Raw genomic sequence first — 22,828 nt, 5'->3', positions numbered from 1 at the left:
CGTTCATTCAACTGAATGAACAGCAAGCTTTTCCAAGCTCCGTTGTAACGCTTCACAAAGATTGCCGATAGTCGTAGTGGCTCCGTACTGCTGCCCGACCCCCGACCCGGCAGCGGTGCGGAGCCGCCTACATCTCGATCGAGGTGGCTCGACATCTCTGCGTCGATAGCGGATGCGTAAGCTCGGGCACGACATTCGATCGAAATCGGTGGGGGTTGTGGGAGGGCTTGAACGTGAGCATCGGTGGAGACGGCACAGAACCGCGCAAGGGTCAGGAGCCTCCGGTCCCTGAAGGTCCGGTCCCTGAAGATTCGGTAGAGGACACGCAGCCCGAAGAGGTACTGCCGTACGACGCGGTCACCGAGGCCATCACCGTTGTACCTCCCGAGCACGTTGTACCTCCCGAGACCGTCGTACCTCCAGGGAACGCTGTACCTCCCGAGCAGACTTCTTCGAGCCGGCCTTCGCAGGATGAAGAGCCGGCGACGGACGCGTATTCAGCGGTCCCTCCCGTCCCTCCGAGGCCTGCGGAACCTGCTCTCGCCCCGGGACCACCTGATCCGCCCGAACCGCCTATCGCCTCTGCCGCCGTAAGCTCGGCAGCGCCCGACCCTGCAGGCGGTGGACCGGTCGGCTCGGATGAGAAGCCTCCGTGGGTGAAGGCTGCAGTCTTGGCGGGCGCTGCGGTGGCGATCTTGGTTGTGTTCTACACCGCGGACTGGTTGTCCTCCAGCGGCGCAGTTCCGCGCGGGGTCACCGTTGCCGGAGTCGACGTCGGAAGTCTCTCGCACGAGGACGCCGAGGCGAAGCTACGTTCGGAGCTCGGCGCACGCGTCGAACAGCCCGTTGTTGTCGAGGCCGGAGATCTGGACCTCGAGTTCGTGCCGGCCGCCGCAGGGCTCGGTGTCGATTGGAATGCGACGCTCGATCGCGCGGGGTCGCAGCCGATCAATCCTTTCACTCGGGTGAGTTCGTTCTTCGGTCATCGCGAGATCGGCGTGCAGTCGACGGTCGATGTTGCCGCGCTCGATGCGACCGTCGAGTCGATTCGTGCGCAGACCGACCGCGCTCCGGTGGAAGGCGACATCGTCTTCGAGGGTGCGACCGCAGTGGGTGTGGTACCCGCTCCCGGCCTGGCGCTCGACGTCGCCGGCGCGCGCGAGGCAATGCAGAAGCGATGGGCTTTCGGGGATGTCGCGGTACCCGTCGAGACCGCTGACGTAACGGTGCACCAGGACGAGGTCGATCGTGTGCTCACCGAGATCGCCGAGCCTGCGGTGTCCGCGCCGGTGGTGTTCACCGGCAAGAACGCTGCAGCCGCGGTGCTGACCCCGGAGGCAGTCGGCCAGGTCGTATCCTTCGAACCGGGAGAGGACGGGTCACTCGCGGCGCGGTACGACAACGACGCAGCGATTCGTATTCTCGCGCCACAGTTGGCCGCTACCGAGACAGTCGCAAAGGACGCGTCGTTCGTTCTGGGCTCAGGCGCGCCGACCATCGTGCCTGGTGTCGTCGGCGACATGGTGCAGTGGCCGGTGACGCTCGAGCAGTTGCCGACTTTGCTGGCCTCCTCGGACGCCCGAACCACCGGTGCCGTGTACGCACCCGCGCCACCGGCACTGACAACCGAAGGCGCGCAAGCACTCGGCATCAAGGAAGTTGTCGCCGAATACACCACAGGCGGATTCGAGTACGCGTCCGGAGTCAACATCGGACTCACCGCCGATATCGTCAACGGCGCATTGGTGAAGCCAGGAGCTACGTTCTCGCTCAACGGGTACACCGGACCACGCGGAACGGCGCAGGGTTTCGTCGAGTCGGGGATCATCGACAACGGGAGGCCGGACCGGGCAGTCGGCGGCGGCATCAGTCAGTTCGCGACGACGCTGTACAACGCGGCGTACTTCGGCGGAATGGAAGATGCTGGGCACACCGAGCACAGTTACTACATCAGTAGGTATCCCGAGGCCCGCGAGGCGACGGTGTTCGAGGGCGCCATCGACCTGAAGTTCACCAACCAGAGCAAGACTGGCATCGTCATCGAGTCGTTCGGTACGGGTTCGAATGTGACGGTTCGACTTTGGGGAACGAAGACGGTGGAGGTCGAGTCCAGTACCGGGCCGCGGACCAACCCGACCTCTCCCAACACGGTCACGCTCCCTGCCGGTGATCAGTGCGTTCCGTCTGGTGGTGGACCGGGATTCATGGCGAGCAATACCAGGGTGATCACCGATATTGCGTCGGGCAAAGAGATCTCGCGGGAGACTCGAACGGTCAAGTACGATCCGATTCCGATTGTAAAATGCCAGTCACGCGAACCTGATCCGAAGGCTGCGGACGCTCCGCCGCCGGCACCCGCACCTCCGGCAGCAGAGCCGGCTGCGCCCCCAGCGGCTGGACCTGCCGCCGAACCTGCCGTGGTCCCTCCTGCCGATCCGCCGGCAGCCGAGCCGGCGGAGCAGCCGGCCGCTCCGCCGGAGAGCAGTGAGAACTAGTCGCTTTCGCCGCTAGTGCTGTTGCAGCTGGGAACGAAGAAGCATGGTGTGTTTCGGCGCAACGTCGTCGCCGGAGGATGCGCCGCGGAGGCGTCGTGACACCCACGGCGCCGCGAAGGACTTCACCCATTCGGCATTCTCACGCCGCTTCGCGGCAGCCGCGATGGGTGCGCGTTGCTCCAATGGTTCGAGTTCGATCGAATGCGGGACACCGAGGTGATTCAGAACCTCGGATGCCATCCTGATGTGTCCGTGCGTGGACATATGGAGACGATCCGTGTCCCACATCCGAGTGTCGTCGTAGCCGTCGAGGCGCCAGAAGTCGACGAGTTCGACTCCCCGACGGTCGGCTACTTCCCGCAGGAGTTCGTTGTAGATCGCAGTGCGTCCACGCAGTGTGCGGAACAGCGGTGCCCAGCCCGCGTCGTATCCGGTGAAGGCGACGACCCTCGCGCCGGTGGCGACGAGGTCTGCCAGTGCCGAGTCGTATCTGGCGACGACGCCGTCGATGTCGACTTTGGGCCGCATCAGGTCGTTGCCGCCTGCGTAGATGGTGACGAGGTCGGGTGCGGCGTCGACGGCGATGCCGACTTGGTTTTCGATCACCTGGTCGACCAATTTGCCGCGCACCGCGAGGTTGGCATAGCGGAATTCCGGGTTCGTGGCGGCGAGTTGTTCCGCGACGCGGTCGGCCCAGCCCTTGACCCCGTTTGCGCTGGCGAAATCGGCATCGCCGACGCCCTCGGTGAACGAGTCCCCGAGCGCTACGTAGCTGTCGATTCTCGGCACAACATCAACCTCCGTGAGTACTGCTGACTAGTTACTCGACAGTACGACACCGTCGCGGCGAATTTCATTCCCGACGATCAGGGCGCAGGACTCTCGTCTACCGAAACTCGTATCGTGGACTACGAGGTGTGCTGGCAGGATGACCGAACGTAAGGTCAGATGTCACCACCTGATCACGCTGCTCAGACCAGAACGGATATCTCATGCCTCTCGCCACCACCGAACTCGATAGCGGTGTCCTTCGCGCCGCTTTCGGTCAGTTCCCCAGCGGTGTCGTCGCGCTGTGCGCCGAAATCGACGGCTCTCCCGTCGGCATGGCTGCGAGCAGCTTCGTCGCTGTGTCGATGGACCCGCCGCTCGTGGCGTTCTGCGTGCAGAACACGTCGACGACGTGGCCTAGGTTCACTGTCTCGAAGCGCATCGGCATCAGTGTGTTGGGCGAAGCGCACGACGGCGCTGCGCGGACATTGGCCGCCAAGACGGGTAACCGGTTCGAGGGTCTGGAAGTGACGACGACCGAGGACGGCGCCGTCTTCATCGGCGGAGCGAGTATGTGGCTCGACGCCACCGTCACCGAACAAGTACCCGCAGGCGATCATGCGATCGTGCTGATGCGGATCAATGAACTAGAGATCAGAGATGTAGCGCCCATCGTGTTCCACAGCAGTAAGTTCCGCCGCCTCGCGGCCGAAGAAGGTTAGCGAGCGGGCAGGAAACAGAGCAGGCAGAGACCAAACGGCCGCACCCCAAGGAAGGGGATGCGGCCGTTTGTGTACGGGGTCGAATCAGAATGCAGCTTCGTCGAGCTCCATGACGTCGAGGTCCGTGTTGGCGAGGATGCCACGGGTAGCGGTCAGCTGGGGCAGGATGTTCTTGGCGAAGAAGGACGCGACTGCGACCTTGCCCTCGTAGAACGACTTTTCCTTGCCCTCCGCACCGTTGTCGAGTGCTGTGATGGCAATTTCGGACTGACGCAGCAGCAGCCAGCCGATGAGCAGGTCGCCGAAGCCCATGAGGAAACGGACGGATGCGAGGCCGACCTTGTACAGCTCGGTCGGCTGCTCCTGAGCTCCCATGAGCTGCTGGGTCATCGTGGTGACGATGGCCTGCACGTCTTCGAGTGCGGTGGCGAGAAGCGCGCGCTCGGCCTTGAGTCGACCGTTGCCAGCTTCGCTGTCGATGAACGACTTGATCTGGCCGGCGATGTGAGCCAGCGCGACACCACGGTCACGGGCGATCTTGCGGAAGAAGAAGTCCTGCGCCTGGATGGCCGTCGTGCCCTCGTACAGCGAGTCGATCTTCGAGTCGCGGATGTACTGCTCGATCGGGTAGTCCTGCAAGAACCCGGATCCGCCCAGCGTCTGGAGACTCTCCGCCAGCTGGCTGTAGGCGATTTCGGATCCGACACCCTTGACGATCGGGAGCAGCAGATCGTTGACGCGGTAGGCGATGTCCTCGTCCGCGTCGGATACCTGCTTCGCGGTGACCGGGTCCTGGTGTGCCGCGGTGAAGAGGTACACCGCGCGCAGGCCTTCGGCGTATGCCTTCTGGGTGATCAGGCTGCGACGAACGTCGGGGTGGTGCGTGATGGTGACGCGGGGTGCTGCCTTGTCCGTCATCTTCGTCAGATCGGCGCCCTGGACACGCTCTTTGGCGTAGGCCAGTGCGTTGAGGTATCCGGTGGAGAGGGTGGCGATCGCCTTGGTGCCGACCATCATTCGAGCGTGCTCGATGACGTCGAACATCTGCGCGATGCCCTTGTGGACCTCGCCGACAAGCCAGCCCTTGGCCGGGACGTCGTGGCCACCGAAGGTGAGCTCACAGGTGGTGGAGACCTTGAGGCCCATCTTGTGCTCGACGCCGGTGACGAAGACTCCGTTGCGCTCGCCGAGTTCGCCGGTCTCGAAGTCGAAGTGCGTGTTCGGCACGTAGAAAAGACTCAAGCCCTTGGTGCCGGGTCCGGCACCTTCCGGACGAGCGAGAACCAGGTGCATGGTGTTCTCGAAGAGATCGTCGGAAACGGCCGAGGTGATGAACCGCTTGACGCCTTCGATGTGCCAGGAGCCGTCTTCCTGCTTGATGGCTTTGGTGCGGCCTGCGCCGACGTCGGATCCGGCGTCGGGCTCGGTGAGCACCATCGTGGCGCCCCACTTGCGCTCGACGATGACCTTCGCCCATTCCTTCTGCTCTTCGGTGCCGTTGTTGTAGAGCACGTTGGCGAATCCTGGTCCTGCGGAGTACATGAACGCAGCCGGGTTGGCGCCGAGCAGCAGCTCGTTGAGTGCCCAGCCGAGAGTGCGAGGCGCGGGGATGCCACCGACTTCTTCGTCGAGGCCGACACGCCACCACTCGCCGTCGTACAGCGCCTTGAACGACTTCTTGAAAGCCTCTGGCAGCTTGACGGTGTGAGTGTCGGGGTCGAACACGGGCGGGTTTCGGTCGGATTCGGCGAAGGACTCGGCTACCGGTCCTTCTGCCAGGCGTACGACCTCGCGAAGCATGTCGCGGGCTGCCTCGCCGTCGAGGTCGCCGAAGTTGTTTCCTGCGAGGGATTCGTCGAGCCCGAACAGCTCGAAGAGGTTGAACTCGAGATCCCGGAGGTTGCTCTTGTAATGTCCCATGCTCGTTCTCTCCAAATTTGATGGTGCGGTCTCGGGTAAGTACCGCCCAAGTTAGCTACTCGTCGGTAACATAACTGGATATTACCCCCGTTCATTCCCGCTGCCAAGAGGGGACCTACTCGCGAGTAGTAACGCGTCGATCGCCATGCCGTGATCGGTGTGCCGCAGGCGCTTCTCGCCCCTGGTTGCCACGTCCAAGCCGTCGACATCGGAAGCCAAATCCTCTGGCGTATAAAGTATTTCGGGATCCTGCGGCCCGCCGACGCCGTCGGTGATGTTGAGCGAGTGGTGACCGAGAATCATGAGGATTCCGTCAGGTTTCAGAGCGCCGATTGCGCTGCGAATCACCCGTTTACGTTGTTCCGGGGGTAGATGAAGGTAGAGAACGAGGACCAGGTCATAGTTCGGCTCCGGCGAGAGCTTGGTCACATCGGCATGGACCCAGGTGAGTCGATCTCGCACCGATTTAGGTGATTTCGCGGCGATCCGACGCCCCTTCTCGAGCCCGACTGCCGAGAAGTCGACGGCGGTGACCTCCCATCCGCGGGTGGCCAGCCACAGGGCATTTCTGCCCTCACCGGCGGCAAGGTCCAACGCCCGCCCACGCGGAAGCGTCGTAGCGTATTCGACCAGTGCCTCGTTAGGAGGCGATCCGTAGACCAGGTCGGCGGCCGCATACTTGGTGTCCCACGCTGTTGCATCCATTCCGACGACCATATGTCGCCGACGCGTCACAACGTGGTGCGCAGAAGCAGAACGTTGTAGTTCTGGTGCACCGTGGCAAGGAAGTAGAGGTCAGGACCCGAGGACCACGGGTGAATATAGGGCGCATAAGCACTGCGAAGCTGATTGGTGTCGACGAGCACCTCGGGCGGACTCCACGGGCCGACGGGCGAGGGGGAGCGGCGCATGACGATCGAATCGGAGGGGTCCGTGGTGAGCATCAAGTATTGACCGAGGTATTGGTTGTATGCGACGGACAGCTCGCCGACGTTGTCGACAATGGGAGCCGCGAGCGCGGGGTCGCCCTTCTTCCATTCGGCGCCGGTCCAGTATTCGTACGCGGCGAGGTTCAGGATGTCTTTTTCGAGTACGCGCGAGACGTGGCCGAGGTTGCCGCGTCCGGGAGGCGTGCCGTATTCGTAGACGAACCCGCCGTCCTTCAGGAAGGCGTTCTGCTGGAAGTTGCGGCTTCCACCGTCGCTCGGACGCTGAGTCTCCGGGTGGACGGTCCAGTTCTCGCCGTTGTCACCCGATACTGCAATCGAGGAGTAGTTGGTTTCCCAATGCCCGGGCTGACCCCAGTCCTTGACCGACATCAGGCTCATGAACTGATTCTGACCGAGTGCGACACCGGCAGTGGGGATGCGGCTGATCTCGACGAAGGGGATCTTGGGGCTCGGTACGAGTTCCTTGGCCTGTCCGAGCGGGTCCTTGACGATGCTGTCGAAGCTCATGCCATCGGCCAGGTTGCCGTCGTGACTTCGCACGAGCGAGTTGCTGCGCCAAGACCACAGGCTCCCCTGTAGTAGGTTCGGCAGCCCGAGGCCTGCTGTATCGCCGAAGGCGGTCAAAATCTCGCCGTTGCCGTTGTCCCACATGATTCCGAGGTCGGTGCCCAGCATGTTGACGTGCTGGGTCTCGTTCGTGCTGGACATTCCGGTTGCCTGTGCGACGGCCACGGTGCGTCCGGTGAGCTGTGGGAGGCCGAAGACGCCGTTCAGTCCGGGAATCGGATTGACGATGTTCGGATTGGCCGCTGCAGGACCGGCAATCACAAGAGATGTGACCACAACAGCAACAGCGACCGACGTAAAACGTTTCACTAGCCCCCCGGCTTTCCTTCGAGTTCTAAACAGACCGCGGGAAGCATAGCTCGAGGACTAACCTGCCGGACAGGCTTTTTTGTTCTTTCGACAAAGTGAACGGACTGGTCTGCGCGGGCAAAACGGGCGTGAAGTCCGTTACTGTCGAGGTGAGGATCAGTCGTGCGGGACGGACTCGTCGACGTCTGCGGTATCCCAGTCCAAAGTCGATCCGAGTTCCTCGGAATCGGCACGACGCGCGACGCGGCCCAGCACGATGGCGACCATGAGGGCCACCACCAACCAGACGGCTATACCGATGAGTATTCCAAGCACATGGTCTTTCTAGCACCGTTATCTGAGAATGTGCGGAGAAACTAAGCTTTTCGATTGTTGCAATGCGATCGACAGTGGTCACGGATTGGTTACGGAGGGGTAGCGGTTACCTCTGCACGTGTCGAACGACCTGCTCGACCGCCTTTCCGAAGCGACTGCCCCCCAGACACAGAGCCGCGACGGTAGTCAGGTCCGAGGCGTGGTCGACGTCACGCAGAATTGGCAGTGACGCGATGTCCGCGCCCAGTGCTTCGAGAGCCCTGTAAGTATCGATGCCCGTCGTGGGACTCGACATGGTCACCTCGAGGAGCCCGCGAGCGAGCGCGGGATCTGCGATGCCCAATCCCCACCAACCGCCGTCCTCAGCCATGCCGAGCACCGATCGCCCCGGCTCGGTGAGCTGCGTTGCGGCGTCGTTCAGCAGGATCACCGTCACTTGGGGGGTGTCCATCCCGATCTGAAAGACCGGATTGCCCGACGCCGCAGCGTCCTCGTGCGCGTAGCGAAGCCGCTCGGCGAAACCGTCGCCCCGCTGCCCGATCACGATGTACGACGCCAGTGCGGCAGTTATTTCATCTCCTCGGCTCGCCTGGGCGAGGTCGCCGGTCATGGCGACGATGCGCTCGTCGAAGTCGGCGGCGGATACGGCGTCGAGGGTGTCGAGCAGTGCGGCGGCGGCGATGTCGGCGGCGATGTCGTCGCCTAGGGTTTTCGCGAGGCGGGTTTTCGCGAGCCCGGGTACGGGAGCTTTGGCGACGACGAGGGCGGTTACCTTCACGAGAGCACCTTCCAGAAGTCCCGCACTGCGACGACGGTTCCCTTGACCGAGCCGGACACCTTCGAGGTGCCTGCTGTCCGTGGACTGTAGGAGACCTCATGTTCGACGACCGTCCAGCCGGCTTTCGAGGCGAGGACGAGCAGTTGTAGCGGGTAGCCGGACCGTCGGTCGGTCACGTCGAGATCGAGAAGTGCTTGCCGTCGTACCGCACGGATGGCGCCGAGGTCATGGACGGGCAGGTTGTATTTGGTCCGAAGCCGAAGGGCCAGGACGGCATTGCCGATTCGCGCGTGGATCGGTGAGTTTCCGCGGACGGTCTTGCGTCGACCTACGGCGAGGTCCGCGTCTTCGAGGGCGGTGACCAGCAGGGGGAGCTCACGCGGATCCATCGAGCCGTCGCCGTCGAGAACGCACACGACTTCGGTTGTCGCGGCGAGAACTCCGGCGTGAACGGCCGATCCGTAACCTGGCACGGGTTCCTGCACGACGGCGGCGCCGTGCGTTCGAGCAACCGCTGCAGTGTCGTCCACGGAATTGTTGTCGACGACGATGACGCGGTAGCCCGCGGGCATGTCGGCGAGAACGCCGGGGAGCGAGCCTTCTTCGTTCATGCACGGAATCACCACGGTGACATCGGTCGGCTCAAACACGGGGGGCACCGGTGCCTTCGGCGTCACGAAGAGGTGCGGTTGCGAACTCGCGCAGACCGTCGAACGGCGAGATCGCGGCGTCGAATCCGATTGCGGTGCGGGCCGATTCGGGGCTGGCCACCACGTGCCGGACGTCACCGGAGCGGTACTGTCCGGTCACTTCGGGTGCCGGCCCTGCGCAGGCCTGGGATAGCGCGGTTGCGACTTCGCCGATGGTGATCGGATGACCCGAGGACACATTGAGCGCAGTGAATCCGGGTAGGGCGGCCGCGATGGACAGTACGTTCGCCGCTGCAACGTCGGAGACGTGCACGAAATCACGCGCCTGCAATCCGTCCTCGTACACCTGCGGTGAACGTCCGGCTTCGAGCGAGGAGCGGAACATCGCTGCGACGCCGGAGTACGGAGTGTTGCGTGGCATGTTCGGTCCGTAGACGTTGTGGTAGCGAAGTGCGGTCACCGAGCCGCCGGTGGCGAGGGACCAAGCAAGTGCGTAGTTTTCCTGCGCAAGCTTGCTCGCGGCGTAGGTGCTTCGTGGCTGCAACGCCGAATCCTCTTTCACCAGAGCCCAATCCAGAATATCTCCGGTGTTCGGGTCGGTGTTGTCGAAGCGGCCTTCGTCGAGATCGGCGCGCGTGCGCGGACCGGGCACTACCGTCTTGCCCGCAGCATTGGTGTATCGCCCCTCGCCGTAGACGACCATCGAGGACGCCAACACCAACCGGGTGCAGCCCGCTTCGGCCATTGCCGAGAGCAGCACGGCGGTGCCGAAATCGTTGTGGCTTGCGTAGGCGGGTGCGTCCGCGGCGTCGACGCCTGCGCCGACGACGGCAGCCTGGTGGCACACGGCGTCGACTCCGGCCAGCACGTCCACGAGCGAGTCGTGGTCGCGGACGTCGACCCTCTCGATACCCGGTGTCGGTCGATCGCTTCCGTGCGCGGAGGGAAGAAATGCGTCGATCGCGACGACGTCGTAACTGGGGCGGAGTGCGCCGAGGATGTGTCCACCGATGAATCCGGCTGCCCCGGTGAGCAAGACGCGAGTCATGGCAGCTCGATCGGAAGCTCGATGCCCTCGTGCACGCGGCACGATTCGCAAGGACCCATCAGTGCAGAGCTGATAGCCGATCGAACCAAGGCCTTCAGTGGTTCGATGTTCTTCTGGAATTCGGCGAACACGTCGACTGCTCGAACACCCTGCCCTGCCTCGATCCCCGCATCGAGGTCGGTCACGAGAGCGATCGGGGCATAACATAATTCGAGTTCACGGGCCAGTACCGCCTCGGGATGTCCGGTCATGTTGACCAGTGTCCACCCCTGACGGGCATACCACTGGCTCTCGGCGCGGGTGGAGAATCGAGGGCCCTCGACGACAACCATCGTGCCGCCGTCGACGGTCCCGGGTTGCACTGCCGCGGTGCGTAGGTCGGCGCAGTACGGATCGGCGAATTCGACGTGAATTCCGCCGTTGTCGAAGTAGCTCTGCGTACGCCCGCTCGTTCGATCGACGAGTTGGTCGGGAATCACCACTGTTCCAGGCCCGTATTCGGGGAGAAGGCTGCCGACGGCACACGGGGCGAAGATGCGCTGCACTCCGAGCATGCGCAGGGCCCACATGTTGGCGCGATACGGCACCGTGTGTGGGGAGTACTCGTGCTGAGCCCCGTGTCGAGGAAGGAATGCGACGGTGCGGCCGTTTATGTCGCCGATGGTGATGGGCCCGCTCGTCGAACCGTGCGGCGTGTCGAGTGTGACCGAGTGTGCATCTTCCCCGAAAAACGAGTAGAAGCCGCTACCACCGATGACCGCGATGTCGGCTCGGTGCGAAGTTGTTGTCGGCGTTGATGTCATTGATTCATTTCCGTCCTCGGTATGCTGGGCCCATCGATGTTCGAGATTTCCACGTGGATCGCAACGTTAGGTGAACGCTATCCGGTATTGGAGAGAATCTATCGCGGCTGTCCTCGCCGTAGCGCTCGTGGCAGTGGCCTTCGTGGTCCCGTATCTGGGCAACGAGCTGATTACGCCGATCATCAACCGCACCCCGCAGCAGGTTCGTGATTTCGCCGATGCCGCACCGCTTTTCGGGTTCCGTGAGCTGCACTTCGGGTGGGGCACGCCGTTCGCGATTCTCATCGCGATCGGGGGCGTCCTGTGGGGGCCTGAGCTCGCGCGCAGACTGTCGTGGCGGATGTTGCTGCCGCTCACTTGGGGTGTGTCGCTGGCGTGGACGATGGCGCTGGCCATGGTCGACGGTTGGCGACGCGGATTCTCGACGCGGTTGTCCTCCACCGACGAGTATCTCCACGAAGTTCCCGACATCACCGATATACCGGCGACGCTGCAGGGCTTTTCCGAGCGCATCCTCGATTACCAGGCCGACTCGTGGACGACGCATGTGTCCGGCCATCCGCCGGGTGCGCTGCTGACGTTCGTGTGGCTGGACCGGGTCGGGCTCAGTGGCGGTGCGTGGGCGGCGTGGTTGTGCGTTCTCGTCGGCACCAGCGCCGCTATGGCGCTCATCGTGACCGTCCGTGCCCTCGGTGACGAGACGATGGCGCGTCGTGCAGCCCCGTTCGTGGCGCTTGCTCCCGCGGCTGTCTGGATCGCGGTGTCTGCCGACGCGTTCTACGCCGGCGTGGTGGCGTGGGGTATTGCATTGCTTGCACTTTCGACGCAGAAGAACCGATGGCCTGTATCGCTTGCCGCGGGTGTACTTCTGGGCTTCGGTGTCTATCTCAACTACGGCCTCGGGTTGATGGCACTGCCGGCCGTGGCGGTGCTGGTCGCAAGGCGCGCGTTGTGGCCGGCCGTGTGGTCGCTTCTCGGTGCGCTCGCGGGCGCCCTCGTCGTGGCGGCGATCTTCACCGCCTACGGTTTCTGGTGGTTCGACGGCTACGAGCTCGTCCAGGAGCGTTACTACCAGGGCATCGCGACGGACCGGCCGTTCGAGTACTGGGGTTGGGCCAACTTCGCGGCGCTGTTCTGTGCGCTCGGGATTGCCGTTCCTGCTGCGTTTCCGCGCATCTTCACTCGGGTGCAGCCGATCAATCTTCTGGTCATCGCCGGGCTGGCGGCCGTGGTGATGGCGGACCTGAGTCAGCTGAGCAAGGCCGAAACCGAGCGGATCTGGCTGCCGTTCGCCATGTGGATGCTCCTGGCGCCCGCAGTGCTTCCGCAACGCACACACCGGTTCTGGTTGGGATTGCAGGTGCTCGTGGCACTTGCAATCAACCACTTGCTCTTCACCAACTGGTGATGCGCTGCGCGGGCGGTTAAGCACGCTCCAGCCGTGCGAAGAACCGTCCGTGGATCGGCGCGATATCGACGACGGCGAGACCGGCTGCGTGGGCGATGGCATAAGTTGCGTTGGCGCTGACGCTCGCCCATGCGAACCAATCACCCACCATCGTGTCGGTCTCCCAACGAACTGTCTGTGGTTGTACTTCGGCGGCACCGGGCGCGTGGACCTCGGCGATGACGGCGCCGTCCGGTCGAATGAGCTCTGCTGCTCGGCGAAGCAACCGGACCGGGTCGCCGCCGATGCCGATGTTGCCGTCGGCCAGCAGGACGCAAGCCCAGTCACCGGCATTGGGTAGAGGCTCGAACAGGTCGCGAAGTACCGCCCGTCCGCCGCGCCCGACAGTCAGATCGACGGCCTTCTTCGAGGTGTCGACACCGAGCGCGGAGATGCCGCGTCGTGCCAGGCCCTCGGTGAGTCGACCGGGCCCACAGCCGAGATCGAGTGTGGGGCCGTTGCAGTGGCCGATCATCCGGCCGTCGGCGATTCGGTCTTCGCTGCTCGACGCCGGACCACCCATCCAACGCGCAGTCGGCAGGGGCTCACGAGTTCCATCCGAGTGCCCCATCCAACAGGGCAGCCCGCAGGAGGCTCTGTTGAACAGTTCGTCCGCCGTTACTCTCACGTCGCTCTCCTGGTCGAGGTCTGTGCGATACGGATCGCGTACGCCAGTGCGCTGACCCCGAACAGCACCGCTGTCAGTACCAGCCAACGACCGAGATAGGGCTCCTGCGTCAATCCGGTTGCTGTAGTGAATGTTTCGGATCCTTGCTGAATGATTCCTGGGAAGAACAGGACAAACGTCAGCGCCGTTCCCATGAGCGGGATGCGGATGTAGTTGAGCGGGGACACACGCCAGGTGAGCGCGGGCGCCCGTCCGCGCATCGCGTCCAGTCCGGCAGTGAGCGAGCGGTCGGCGAGAGAATAGAGGGGAAAGAGAAGAAGGTCGTGGACGACGACGGCACCGGCGAACCACACTGCAATCGATTGCCACCAGACGTTCCGATTCCAGAACGTCGCTATACCTGCCACGTAGACCACGTACCCCACCAGCGCCAACGCGAAACACACCGCAAGTAGGTGCAGGGGACGGGCGCCGTAGACGCGGGCGAACGCTGCCATCACGCACCTCTGAATTCGATTGCCTTCACCCATTTGGTGTTGTGCACTCCTGGCATCGCCGGGACGATGATCCGCGCGGGGTACCCGTGGTCGGGGGAGAGGTCGACGCCGTTGACCTGCAGTGCGAGTAGCGAATCGGCGTCGAGGACCTGGTTGGATTGCAGTGTGGCCTGACGGAAGGGCCCATTCTCTTCGATCGAGGTAACCTGCGCCGACCGAAGGTTGCCGACGCCGGCTGCCGAAGCGAGGTCACGTAACCGGACGCCGGTCCAGCGCTGAACCGTCGACCATCCCTCGACGCAGGCGATGGGCAGATCGGCGGTGTGTTGCTCCATCCGTAGGAGGGCATCTCTGGTGAATGTCATCGCGCTCGCACCTCCCGTCAGTTCGAGGGTCCAGCTCGCGCCCGTGTTGTCCTCGGTGATCCGGGCTGCGGAGGCTGTGCGGTTGATCTGGAAATCGTTGGGTCCGTCTCCGTACGACCGGCCGCGGGGGAGAAGTATGGCGGTGTTGCGGAGGAACCCGCCGGTGGTCTGCCCCACGGTCAGGGCTGCGACGAACAGTGCGCCGCCGCCGACGAGCGCGAGGGCGCCGCGCCTGCTGATCGTGGGATCGGTGGGGTTCTCGGCGATGAGGTCGGAACCGTCGGGATCGACTTCCTGCTCGGTCTGCTTGTCTTTCAGTACCTGGATGAATGAGCGGGAGCGGAGGGTGCGAAACATCAACGGTGTCTTGATGATCGCGTGTGAGACGAATCCGGCGATGAAGATCCATGCGCCCCAGTAGTGGGCGGTGTAGAAGCTGAAGCCGAAGATGTAGTCGTACTGGATGTTGAGAACTCCGGTGACGATCTCGAACAGGATCCCGCCGACGAGCGCGAGGAGGGAAAGCCGTTCGAGTGCTTGAGAAACCGAGCGGATCGGAGGCGTCACGAACAGCTTGGGTATGACCGACCACAGTTTGGCCAACACGATCGGAACCAGAATCAATCCGAGGCCGACGTGTAGACCCTGGGTGAGGCGGTACAACCACGATGGGTTGGTGGGCCAGTCGAAGTAGGGGAGCCGCAGCCAGCCGACATCTGTCGGTAGGGCTTGGCCGAATTGTGGGCCATACGCTATGTAGGAGGCAAGCCCGGTGAGGATGACGATGGGCAGGCCGGCGAGCAATACGGCGCCGAAGATCGAGGTGAGCCAGGGGCCTCGGAGCGGACTACGAAACCGTCCGCGCGGGGCCGCCATATGCGGTGACCTCGCGCGGACGGTTTCGTCGGTCATTACGCGGTAGCGACAGTGATGGTCGCAACGCCCACGAGCAGGCCGGGGGTGACAGCGTCGGTCTTGAACGTGTCGTTCAGCAGGCCGGCGGCGGTCTCAGAGATCTTGACCTCGGTGCCCTGCAGGATGGCCGTGTTGTTCGGGCCGGTTGCCAACGGCTTCAAGGTGCGGCCGTCGAGGTCGAAGAGAACTGCATCTTCGGCAGCAACGTCACCGTTGACCGTGACGGTTCCGGTGAGAACCGAGGTGCCCGGATCGATGTCGAAGTCGGTGAGCTCGACGACGGTCTCACCGGCGGTCAGCGACAAGCCGCTGCCATCGTGCATGATCTCGCCCTGAACGTAGGGGTCGACTGTGCCCGGCTCCCAGTACTTGACGTCTCCACCGGTGATCGGGAAGACGATGGATCCGTCTGCCAGAGTGGCGGTTCCGACAACTCCGGGCGTGAGGCCCAAGGTGGTCAGGGCGCCGGTGAAGCCGGCGTCGAGTGCGACAGCGGTACTGACGCCCTTGCTGAGGTCCTTGACCTCGGCAGCTGGTTCCGGCATCGACTCTGTGGTTTCGGCGGCAGCGGCCGAGGTGGTGCTGGACTCGGTGCTCGATGAGTCGTCACTCGAGCATGCGGCGAGAGGTACGAGGGTCATTGCGCCGATTGCAGTGGCGGCCATAACTTTACGGATCGAGATCATGTGAGGATCTACCTTTCGTTGGCTCAAGTGTTGAGCGTTGTAGGTAATTCGCCGCAGGGCCCGTTCCGGATGGGTCCGATCTTAGTCCGGTACGTGGTTCCGCATGCCGAACCGTTGAAATCTCGTATGCGGGCCTCCCGACCCGGCACGAACAGCGCGGCAAATCACCTTGGTAGGCACATGTTCTCACGGAAAAACACGGGAATATGGGAAGAATGTCCGATCCGAGCATTCGTAGTAGGCCCGAGTCATGTTCGATACGTGACCGTTGCCGCACCGTTACCTAATGCCCTTCAGTGCCGTGAATTTTGCTCCACTTTCGCTCCGACTGGGCGGGATTCCGTCGATTCCAAGCGAAAGTGGAGCAAAATTCACGGTATGCCACACAAGAGCCAAGTCCGCGACGTCGCCGAGCTGAAGTCCGCACTGCGTAGTCCGCTCGTGATAGTCGATGTTCGCTGGGCGCTGGGAGATTCGGACGGTCGACGGCATTATCGCGACGCGCATATCCCGGGCGCGGTGTTCGTCGACCTCGAAAATGAACTCGCCGAACCCGGTGCACCCGACCAGGGCAGGCATCCGCTGCCCTCCATCGAGAGGCTCCAGGCGGCCGCGCGACGCTGGGGAGTCACCGAAGGTGTGCCGGTTGTCGTCTACGACAACACCGGCAACCTCGCCGCGGCGCGCGCGTGGTGGCTGCTGAAGTGGGCCGGCTTCGACGACGTAACCCTGCTCGACGGCGGTCTGGCAGCCTGGATCGCCGCAGGTAACGGCACCTCCGCGGGCGAGGAATTTGCGTCGGCGCCCGGAGATGTCCAGCTCAGCGCCGGACACCTGCCGACGCTCACGACCGAGGAGGCCGCTGCACTCGCCGCGTCCGGAACGCTGCTCGACGCGCGGGCAGCCGAGCGGTACTCGGGCGAGTCCGAGCCGGTGGATCCGCGCGCCGGCCATATCCCCGGCGCCATCAGCGCTCCGACCAGCGCCAACCTCGACGCGGACGGGCGATTCTTGACTGCGGACGCGCTCCGCGAACGGTTCGGCGGGGTGAAGCCGCAGGTCGGGGTGTACTGCGGTTCCGGCATCACGGCCGCTCATCAGGTGGCCGCGCTGGCCATCGCCGGGATAGATTCAGCCCTCTACCCGGGTTCGTGGTCACAATGGTCCAATGACCCGGCTCGGCCGGTGGCGACGGGTATGTGACCCGTCCCCTCAGCGCAGTACCAGGTCCGCGGCCCTTTCGCCGATCAGCACGCTCGGCGCGTGCGTGTGACCGCGGATGATCGTCGGCATGATCGACGCGTCCGCGACCCGTAGGTTGTCGACGCCACGGACCCGCAGATCCGGGGTGACGACGCTCGAGCTGTCGTTGCCCATCCGGCAGGTGCTCACCGGGTGGTAGAGGGTGTGTGCGTTCTGCTCGAGGGCTTCGGTCAGCAGGTCCTCGGTCGAGATGTCTGCTTTCACGCGTGGTCGGACGAGGGCGCCGAGCAATTTCTCGAGGGAGGGTTGCGAGGCGATGTTCATGCATGCCCGCAAGCCCTCGATCATCGCGCGCCGATCGGCGCCGTCGGGATCGCTGAGGTAGCGGGGTTCGATGATGGCTTTGGCCAGTGGGTCGGCGGAACGAAGACTGATCTCGCCGCGGCTCATCGGTTTGAGCAGCACTGCCCCGATGACGGCGGCGTGGGCATCCGGCGCGATGAGTCCCTCGTCGAAGAACGGGGCGGGGGCGTAGATGAGCTCGACGTCCGGGAACGGTACTTCGTCTCGACTCTTGATGAATCCGTAGGCTTCGGCGACGTTCGAGGTGAGCATGCCGCGTCGGCGCGTCAGGTAGTTGACGAGCTGCGGGATTCTTTCCGCGTGGAACAGTGAATCGGATTCGGTCTTCCAGCCGATGAGCGCACACAGGTGATCGGTCAGGTTCTTACCGACCTCCGGGGCGTGGTGCTGGACGGCAATCCCGTGTGCGGCCAGTTGTGCTCTGTCGCCGATGCCCGAGAGCATCAGCAATTGTGGCGTATTGATCGCGCCCCCGGCGAGAATCACTTCCTTGGCGGCCCGGATGGTGTGGGTGAGCCCGTCCTTGGTGTATTCGACGCCGACGGCGGTGGACCCTGCGAAGACGACGCGCGTTGCGTGAGCATCGGTGAGGATGGTCAGGTTGGCCCGCTTGCGAATCGGTGTGAGGTACGCGTCGGCAGTGCTCCAGCGGGCGCCGCGTTTCTGGTTGACCATGGTTTGCGAGAAGCCCTTGGGCTCGGCACGATTGGCGGCCTCGACGGAGTATCCGGCTTCCTGGACGGCATCGAGGAAGGAGGCCGTCAAGGCGCGGGGACTGCGCTGGTTCGACACGATCAACGGTCCGCCGGTGCCCGCATCGAGTTCCTTTGTCGCTTCGATGCTTTCGATCTTGCGAAAGTAGGGTACGACGTTCTCGAACGACCACGAGGAGTCCGACAGTGAGGCCCACTCGTCGTAGTCGGCGGCGAACCCGCGGACCCACATCATCGCGTTCATCGACGAAGACCCGCCGAGCATCTTGCCGCGGGGCCAGTAGATGCTGCGGTCCCCCAGTTCTGGCTGAGGTTCGGTGTCGTAGTTCCAATCCACGTCACTGCGGAACAGTTTGGAGAAGGCCGCCGGGATGTGGGCGAACTTGTTCTTGTCTTCCGGGCCCGCTTCGAGCACCACGACGGTGTGGCGCGGGTCGGCGCTGAGCCGATTGGCGAGTACTGCCCCAGAGGATCCGGCGCCGACTACTACGTAATCGGCGATGGCTGGTTGTGACATGAAAGAAGGTACCTTTGTCTCTAGCCGCGCAGAGCGGAGGCGAAGATGGCAGGAAGCTTTGCCCAGGAGGGCTTTCCGGCGAATCCAGTCAGCAGTCGGCCGGTGGTCGCGGCCGTTCGGTTGTCGACGAACCACGGTGGCTTGGGGGAAATCGACCATTCCCCGTTGATCAGCGAGCGAGGAGACGGACGGAAAGGTCCGCGCACTACCGTGCGTTCGGCACCGTCGATCAGCAGTGCGTTGTGGACGATGCCGATTCCGCTCTGGACGTCGTCGATCGTGTGGCCCGGGAATGCACCCCACGACGCCGCTGCGGTGAGGAATCCGACTCCTGTCCATGCGTTCACTGCGATCGTGCCGTAGTTCAGTTCGGCCAGCATCGAGTCGAACTTCTCGCCCAGCCGATCGATCGTCTTGGGGTGGGCGATGATGTTGACTCCCAGGGTGCCGATGAACTTCTCGTTGACGGTGGTCACTGCTTTTGCAGCGAATTGATCTCCGTCGTAGGGGAGTTCGATGACGCCGAGCACTGGTGCGAAGTACTCGGTCTCCAGCAGTGATGCTTCTTTGCCGGGGTCGATGTCGTCGATGAGGACGCGTCCGCCGGAGAGTCGCGAGGCCTTCGGGTAGTTCTCCAGGGCGCCGGCTACGCGAGTGTCGCTGCCGGGGTAGTACGCGCGACGGGAAGGTGCAGAGTCGAGTGCCTTGCGGAGTGCGGCGAGGAACTGGTCGCGCTGACTCCAGTTGGATGACAGTACGACCGCCTGTGATGCGACGCAGTTGTAGCCGCCGTTGTGCAGGCGTTGCGTGGCAACGTGTTTCGCCTGAAATTCGATGTCGGCTGTGCTCCACTCGCCGGGGAGGACAATGGTCGGTGAGACACCACCGAGCTCGCTCGTCATCGGTTTGGTCAGCACCGGGTCGTTGGCGGCTTTGCGTTCGGCTCCGGTCTGCCCGGTCCCGAAGACGATGGCGTCGTGGGTGATCGAGCTACCGGTCATGTGTACGTGATCGACCAGGTCGTGGTTGACCAGGTAGGTGCCCGCCTCGGCTCCACCGGTGAGCAAGCGGACGGCACCGACGTCGATCAGCGGCCGGAGGACTTTTCTCAGCACCGGCAGCAACGGGTCGGTGATCGGGTTGAGCTTGAGTGCGACGACGCGATTGTGGGCGAAGAGTTCGTACAGTGTGTCCAGTGGCGCGATGGACATGATGTTGCCGGCGCCGAGTACGACGCCGATGCCGTTGGTGTGCGCGGGTTCGCGTTGGGCCAGGCCTGCGGTGCGCTTGGCGGTATCGGCGTCGATTCCCGGTTTCAGCCACACATCGGCGCTGAATCCGTTGAGCAGTAGCGAGTCGAAGATGCTCAGCGGCAGTACCTGGACAGTGGTGCGCCCGCCGGGTGCGGATCCGAAGTGTGCCTGGGCGAGCGGGCTGGTGCCGGATTCGAGGGCTGCCAGAGTGTGCGCGAGGGTGGCTGCGCCGCTGACGAATGCGTAGGGGCCGGAGATCCATTCCTCACCGACGAGTGACGACGACGGGTCGAGGCCCTTGATCGAGCACGCTGCGGTGACCCACTCGGCGCCGTGTGCGACGGTCAGGTCTCGTACGTGTTCGAGGAGCGCCCGACGTGCTGCCAATGTCAGGGTCGCCCACTTCTTCTCACCTGCGCTCAACTCCTCGAGTGCGGCGTCGACCAGGCGGTGCGTCTCGTCTTCGGGGGTGAGCGCGATGTGCAGGTCGGGTTCGATTCGATCGGTCAAGGGGTTGGCTCTTCTCTTTGTTCGGGGTGCGCGTACGTCCACTTCTGATGTGATTGTCGTCTCATTCTACCGTGAGCGCTATAGGCCCGCGCTCTCCAAGTTGGCCACCTAGTTGTGCGACGGCACAAGCAAAGCCTGGCGTCGTGGGGACGGGCGAAGCTACGCTTCGATCATGGCAACCAGTCCTCCGACCACCGTGCTCGCGTCGACCGACCTCGCTGCGCCACTGCTCGACGCGACGGAGGTGCTGGCCGAGACGTTGGTCCACCGCATACTCGACGCCGAGCACGGATATCTCGAGGCCTCGCTGTTGACCGAGGACGAGTTGCGCAGTGCTTGCCGGGAGAATCTGCGCGCGATGATCGGATGCCTGGCCGGTCACGGTGCACCGGACCTGTCTTCGGCACATGCGACGGGTCGGTTGAAGGCCGAGCAGGGTGTCCCGCTCGCCGCGTTGCTGCACGCGTTTCGGCTGGGCGGTCGACTCATCTGGGAAGAGTTGATGAATCGGTCCGATGGAGAACCGTCACGAGCCCTGCTCGAGATGGCGGCTCAGGTCTGGGCGCTCGTCGACGTCTGTTCCGACGCTGCCGCGGAGGCGTACCGCTCGACGGTGGACACGTTGTCCGAGCAGGATGCGGAATCCCGACGGCGGCTGGTGCGGGCACTGTTCGGCGATCATGTTTCGAACCCGGCTGCCGTGGCCGACGCGGTGCGGACGTTCCGAATTCCCGATCGCGGATCGTTCGTCGTCGTCTCCGCGGACTCACGTGATGTCGAATTGTCGACGCGGGGCATCGGTGCGGTGTGGGACTCCGAAGTCGATGGCACCCTCGGCCTGCTGTTCGCGACGTCGGATGCTCTGCTCGAGGAGGTTCTGGGCAGTATCGACAACGGTGTCAGCGATGCGGGCAGTGCGGCGATCGGGGTCAGTGTCGGATTCTCGTCACCGGCGGGAATGCCGCTGGCCGTCGAGCAGGCCAGGTTGGCGCGGACCTGTGCGCGCGTGGACGGCAGCGTGTTGACACGGTTCGATGCGGTTCCGCTGCCCTTGTTGCTGGCTCGGCATCCGGACAGTGCTCGGGCGGCGACCCGGCAGATATTCGGACGCTTGCTCGAACTTCCCGACGAGGAGCGGGAGAGCCTGCTGACGACCCTGGATGCGTGGTTCGGCTCGAAAGGGTCGACCAGCGAGGCTGCGTCGCGGTTGCATTACCACCGCAACACCGTGCTGTATCGCTTGCGGAGGATCGGCGAGCTGACGGGTCGGGACTTTCTCGACCCGATTCAGTGCTCGGAACTGTACGTAGGTCTGCGTGCCTATCAGTTGTCGGCCGCGAATCTCAGCGGTGTTCCGTGAGTTGCTGGTTGCTCGCGATGACGACGTCGAGAATTCCGGCACCGAGTGGGACCGGACCGCAGGGTGGGACGATCCCGGCGGATGGGTCGAGGGCGGCGAGGACGAGCCCTATGGCGGTCGGATCGTAGGTGAAGGTGAAGTGCGCGACGTTGTCCTGCGGGCAGACGTCCTGGATCACGATGTTGGTGGCATCGGGGTCACGAAGCAGCGCATTGGTATAGGGCTGGATCGTCTCGTCGACTCGGGTGGCGATGTTGGTGTATTCGACGCCGGGGACGGTGTCGCCGCCTGCATTGAGTTGGTTCAGAAAGTCCGAGCCCTGTAGTAGCTCGACGAGTGCCGGCCCGAACTCACCGGCGACGAGTGTCGTTCCACCCGGAACTGCTTGCAGTACAGGGGAGGTGCCGTACACGGTGCCGCCGTAGGTAGGTGAGGCGATGCCGATCCACTTGTCCACCACGGCGTCCCCGCCTAGGCGGTTGGTGTAGTAGCGGGTGACCGCGGCGCCCTGGGAGTAGCCGACGAGGTTCACCGAACTTGCGCCTGTCGAGGCGAGTACCGACTCGGTGAACTCTTTCAATTGTTCTGCGCTCGCGGCGATGTCGCTGAAGCCGTAGCTCGTTCCGTCCGGCGAGGCGCCGTAGTTCAACGCGTACGCGCAGTATCCCGCCGCTTTCAGTACCGGGCTGAGGCCGGCCCAGTCGGCGTACACCGTGGCGTCGGTTCCGTGGACCAGGATTACCGGTTCCGAGTGTTCCTGCGTAGGAACACATTCGGGATCGTTGACCCCCGGTGGGGCAGCTTCGGGATTCTCCGCGGAGTATCTGATCGCATCAGCGTGATTGGATTGCCCTGGTCCCGGTGTCATCGGGATCACCGGCGCAGCCGACGCGACTCCCATTCCCACTACGGAGCAGGCAACACATGCAGCGCTGAAGCTCAGCGCGAGACGAAATTTCATGCCACACCTCGACTTTGGTTACTCCCCTCCTGGATGCTATGCCCAATTGCGTGTTATGTCCCAATGGGAGGAGTTAGTTGGTGGG

Annotated in this window: 21 protein-coding genes; 5 read left to right on the top strand and 16 right to left on the bottom strand. The window is 63.7% G+C overall.

Translation table 11 applies throughout. The features are described 5' to 3' along the window. The first annotated feature begins 233 nt into the window (after positions 1-233). Complete coding sequence (locus QMK32_RS04260) at positions 234-2,495, top strand: VanW family protein (protein ID WP_283473241.1); 2,262 nt, start codon at positions 234-236, stop codon at positions 2,493-2,495. A gap of 12 nt (positions 2,496-2,507) precedes the next feature. Here QMK32_RS04260 and QMK32_RS04255 read toward each other — a convergent pair whose 3' ends face one another. After that, positions 2,508-3,284, bottom strand: coding sequence for an SGNH/GDSL hydrolase family protein (locus QMK32_RS04255; RefSeq protein WP_283473239.1), 777 nt, complete (start codon positions 3,282-3,284; stop codon positions 2,508-2,510). Between the two features lie 203 nt (positions 3,285-3,487). Here QMK32_RS04255 and QMK32_RS04250 point away from each other — a divergent pair, with 203 nt between their 5' ends. Then, a complete protein-coding gene (locus tag QMK32_RS04250) occupies positions 3,488-3,985 on the top strand; it encodes a flavin reductase family protein (RefSeq protein ID WP_283473237.1) in 498 nt (165 codons plus the stop codon). Positions 3,986-4,069: 84 nt separating this feature from the next. On the opposite strand, the gene QMK32_RS04245 is transcribed toward QMK32_RS04250, so the two are convergent. The 8 genes from QMK32_RS04245 to QMK32_RS04210 form a co-directional block, all read right to left on the bottom strand. After that, positions 4,070-5,905, bottom strand: coding sequence for an acyl-CoA dehydrogenase (locus QMK32_RS04245; protein WP_269301553.1), 1,836 nt, complete (start codon positions 5,903-5,905; stop codon positions 4,070-4,072). 81 nt (positions 5,906-5,986) lie between these two features. Next, positions 5,987-6,610, bottom strand: coding sequence for a class I SAM-dependent methyltransferase (locus tag QMK32_RS04240; RefSeq protein WP_269301552.1), 624 nt, complete (start codon positions 6,608-6,610; stop codon positions 5,987-5,989). Positions 6,611-6,636: 26 nt separating this feature from the next. Further along, positions 6,637-7,731, bottom strand: coding sequence for a glycoside hydrolase family 183 protein (locus tag QMK32_RS04235; RefSeq protein WP_283473233.1), 1,095 nt, complete (start codon positions 7,729-7,731; stop codon positions 6,637-6,639). 156 nt (positions 7,732-7,887) lie between these two features. Continuing rightward, positions 7,888-8,046: a hypothetical protein gene (locus tag QMK32_RS04230; RefSeq protein ID WP_269301550.1), complete on the bottom strand. Its 159-nt coding sequence runs from the start codon at positions 8,044-8,046 to the stop codon at positions 7,888-7,890. A 106-nt stretch (positions 8,047-8,152) separates the two neighbouring features. Continuing rightward, positions 8,153-8,824, bottom strand: a complete 672-nt coding sequence (locus tag QMK32_RS04225) for a TIGR04282 family arsenosugar biosynthesis glycosyltransferase (RefSeq protein WP_283473229.1) — start codon at positions 8,822-8,824, stop codon at positions 8,153-8,155. Further along, on the bottom strand, positions 8,821-9,474 hold the full coding sequence (locus QMK32_RS04220; protein ID WP_283473228.1) for a glycosyltransferase family 2 protein: 654 nt from the start codon (positions 9,472-9,474) through the stop codon (positions 8,821-8,823). The genes QMK32_RS04225 and QMK32_RS04220 overlap by 4 nt, the downstream gene beginning before the upstream one ends. Further along, complete coding sequence (locus QMK32_RS04215) at positions 9,467-10,522, bottom strand: NAD-dependent epimerase/dehydratase family protein (protein WP_283473227.1); 1,056 nt, start codon at positions 10,520-10,522, stop codon at positions 9,467-9,469. Before QMK32_RS04215 ends, QMK32_RS04220 begins: the two co-directional genes overlap by 8 nt. Further along, complete coding sequence (locus QMK32_RS04210) at positions 10,519-11,325, bottom strand: S-methyl-5'-thioadenosine phosphorylase (RefSeq protein WP_283473226.1); 807 nt, start codon at positions 11,323-11,325, stop codon at positions 10,519-10,521. The genes QMK32_RS04215 and QMK32_RS04210 overlap by 4 nt, the downstream gene beginning before the upstream one ends. A 70-nt stretch (positions 11,326-11,395) precedes the next feature. Between QMK32_RS04210 and QMK32_RS04205 the strand changes: the two genes are divergently transcribed. Beyond that, positions 11,396-12,733, top strand: coding sequence for a hypothetical protein (locus tag QMK32_RS04205; protein WP_283473224.1), 1,338 nt, complete (start codon positions 11,396-11,398; stop codon positions 12,731-12,733). Positions 12,734-12,749: 16 nt separating this feature from the next. On the opposite strand, the gene QMK32_RS04200 is transcribed toward QMK32_RS04205, so the two are convergent. The 4 genes from QMK32_RS04200 to QMK32_RS04185 are packed head-to-tail and all read right to left on the bottom strand — an operon-like array spanning position 12,750 to position 15,863. Continuing rightward, complete coding sequence (locus tag QMK32_RS04200; RefSeq protein ID WP_283473222.1) at positions 12,750-13,400, bottom strand: methyltransferase domain-containing protein; 651 nt, start codon at positions 13,398-13,400, stop codon at positions 12,750-12,752. Then, complete coding sequence (locus QMK32_RS04195) at positions 13,397-13,897, bottom strand: hypothetical protein (RefSeq protein ID WP_283473220.1); 501 nt, start codon at positions 13,895-13,897, stop codon at positions 13,397-13,399. The genes QMK32_RS04200 and QMK32_RS04195 overlap by 4 nt, the downstream gene beginning before the upstream one ends. Further along, a complete protein-coding gene (locus tag QMK32_RS04190) occupies positions 13,897-15,174 on the bottom strand; it encodes a molybdopterin-dependent oxidoreductase (RefSeq protein ID WP_283473218.1) in 1,278 nt (425 codons plus the stop codon). The genes QMK32_RS04195 and QMK32_RS04190 overlap by 1 nt, the downstream gene beginning before the upstream one ends. After that, positions 15,174-15,863 carry a hypothetical protein gene (locus tag QMK32_RS04185; RefSeq protein ID WP_283473216.1) on the bottom strand — a complete coding sequence of 230 codons (690 nt, stop codon included), beginning with the start codon at positions 15,861-15,863 and terminating at the stop codon, positions 15,174-15,176. Before QMK32_RS04185 ends, QMK32_RS04190 begins: the two co-directional genes overlap by 1 nt. Before the next feature lie 378 nt (positions 15,864-16,241). Between QMK32_RS04185 and QMK32_RS04180 the strand changes: the two genes are divergently transcribed. Beyond that, positions 16,242-17,066: a sulfurtransferase gene (locus tag QMK32_RS04180; protein ID WP_283473215.1), complete on the top strand. Its 825-nt coding sequence runs from the start codon at positions 16,242-16,244 to the stop codon at positions 17,064-17,066. Positions 17,067-17,075: 9 nt separating this feature from the next. Here QMK32_RS04180 and QMK32_RS04175 read toward each other — a convergent pair whose 3' ends face one another. Both QMK32_RS04175 and QMK32_RS04170 read right to left on the bottom strand, forming a co-directional pair. Next, on the bottom strand, positions 17,076-18,659 hold the full coding sequence (locus tag QMK32_RS04175) for a GMC family oxidoreductase (protein WP_283473213.1): 1,584 nt from the start codon (positions 18,657-18,659) through the stop codon (positions 17,076-17,078). 20 nt (positions 18,660-18,679) lie between these two features. Further along, positions 18,680-20,392: an aldehyde dehydrogenase family protein gene (locus QMK32_RS04170; RefSeq protein ID WP_283473957.1), complete on the bottom strand. Its 1,713-nt coding sequence runs from the start codon at positions 20,390-20,392 to the stop codon at positions 18,680-18,682. 202 nt (positions 20,393-20,594) lie between these two features. On the opposite strand from QMK32_RS04170, the gene QMK32_RS04165 reads away from it, so the two are divergent. Then, a complete protein-coding gene (locus QMK32_RS04165) occupies positions 20,595-21,782 on the top strand; it encodes a PucR family transcriptional regulator (RefSeq protein WP_283473211.1) in 1,188 nt (395 codons plus the stop codon). On the opposite strand, the gene QMK32_RS04160 is transcribed toward QMK32_RS04165, so the two are convergent. Further along, positions 21,766-22,743: an esterase/lipase family protein gene (locus QMK32_RS04160; RefSeq protein WP_283473209.1), complete on the bottom strand. Its 978-nt coding sequence runs from the start codon at positions 22,741-22,743 to the stop codon at positions 21,766-21,768. The two genes, QMK32_RS04165 and QMK32_RS04160, sit on opposite strands and share 17 nt — an antisense overlap. Positions 22,744-22,828 lie beyond the last annotated feature (85 nt).

This window comes from Rhodococcus sp. H29-C3, assembly GCF_030063405.1.
Lineage (GTDB): Bacteria > Actinomycetota > Actinomycetes > Mycobacteriales > Mycobacteriaceae > Rhodococcoides.
Note: the sequence above shows the minus strand (reverse complement) of the source record. Positions and strands in the feature narration are given on the sequence as shown.

What these genes read in the sequence shown, in the direction of transcription:
- QMK32_RS04250 (WP_283473237.1), top strand. Translation starts at nt 3,488, where the DNA reads ATGCCTCTCGCCACCACCGAACTCGATAGCGGTGTCCTTCGCGCCGCT.
- QMK32_RS04245 (WP_269301553.1), bottom strand. Translation starts at nt 5,905, where the DNA reads ATGGGACATTACAAGAGCAACCTCCGGGATCTCGAGTTCAACCTCTTC.
- QMK32_RS04240 (WP_269301552.1), bottom strand. Translation starts at nt 6,610, where the DNA reads ATGGATGCAACAGCGTGGGACACCAAGTATGCGGCCGCCGACCTGGTC.
- QMK32_RS04215 (WP_283473227.1), bottom strand. Translation starts at nt 10,522, where the DNA reads ATGACTCGCGTCTTGCTCACCGGGGCAGCCGGATTCATCGGTGGACAC.
- QMK32_RS04210 (WP_283473226.1), bottom strand. Translation starts at nt 11,325, where the DNA reads ATGACATCAACGCCGACAACAACTTCGCACCGAGCCGACATCGCGGTC.
- QMK32_RS04195 (WP_283473220.1), bottom strand. Translation starts at nt 13,897, where the DNA reads ATGGCAGCGTTCGCCCGCGTCTACGGCGCCCGTCCCCTGCACCTACTT.
- QMK32_RS04190 (WP_283473218.1), bottom strand. Translation starts at nt 15,174, where the DNA reads ATGACCGACGAAACCGTCCGCGCGAGGTCACCGCATATGGCGGCCCCG.
- QMK32_RS04185 (WP_283473216.1), bottom strand. Translation starts at nt 15,863, where the DNA reads ATGATCTCGATCCGTAAAGTTATGGCCGCCACTGCAATCGGCGCAATG.
- QMK32_RS04180 (WP_283473215.1), top strand. Translation starts at nt 16,242, where the DNA reads ATGCCACACAAGAGCCAAGTCCGCGACGTCGCCGAGCTGAAGTCCGCA.
- QMK32_RS04175 (WP_283473213.1), bottom strand. Translation starts at nt 18,659, where the DNA reads ATGTCACAACCAGCCATCGCCGATTACGTAGTAGTCGGCGCCGGATCC.
- QMK32_RS04165 (WP_283473211.1), top strand. Translation starts at nt 20,595, where the DNA reads ATGGCAACCAGTCCTCCGACCACCGTGCTCGCGTCGACCGACCTCGCT.
- QMK32_RS04160 (WP_283473209.1), bottom strand. Translation starts at nt 22,743, where the DNA reads ATGAAATTTCGTCTCGCGCTGAGCTTCAGCGCTGCATGTGTTGCCTGC.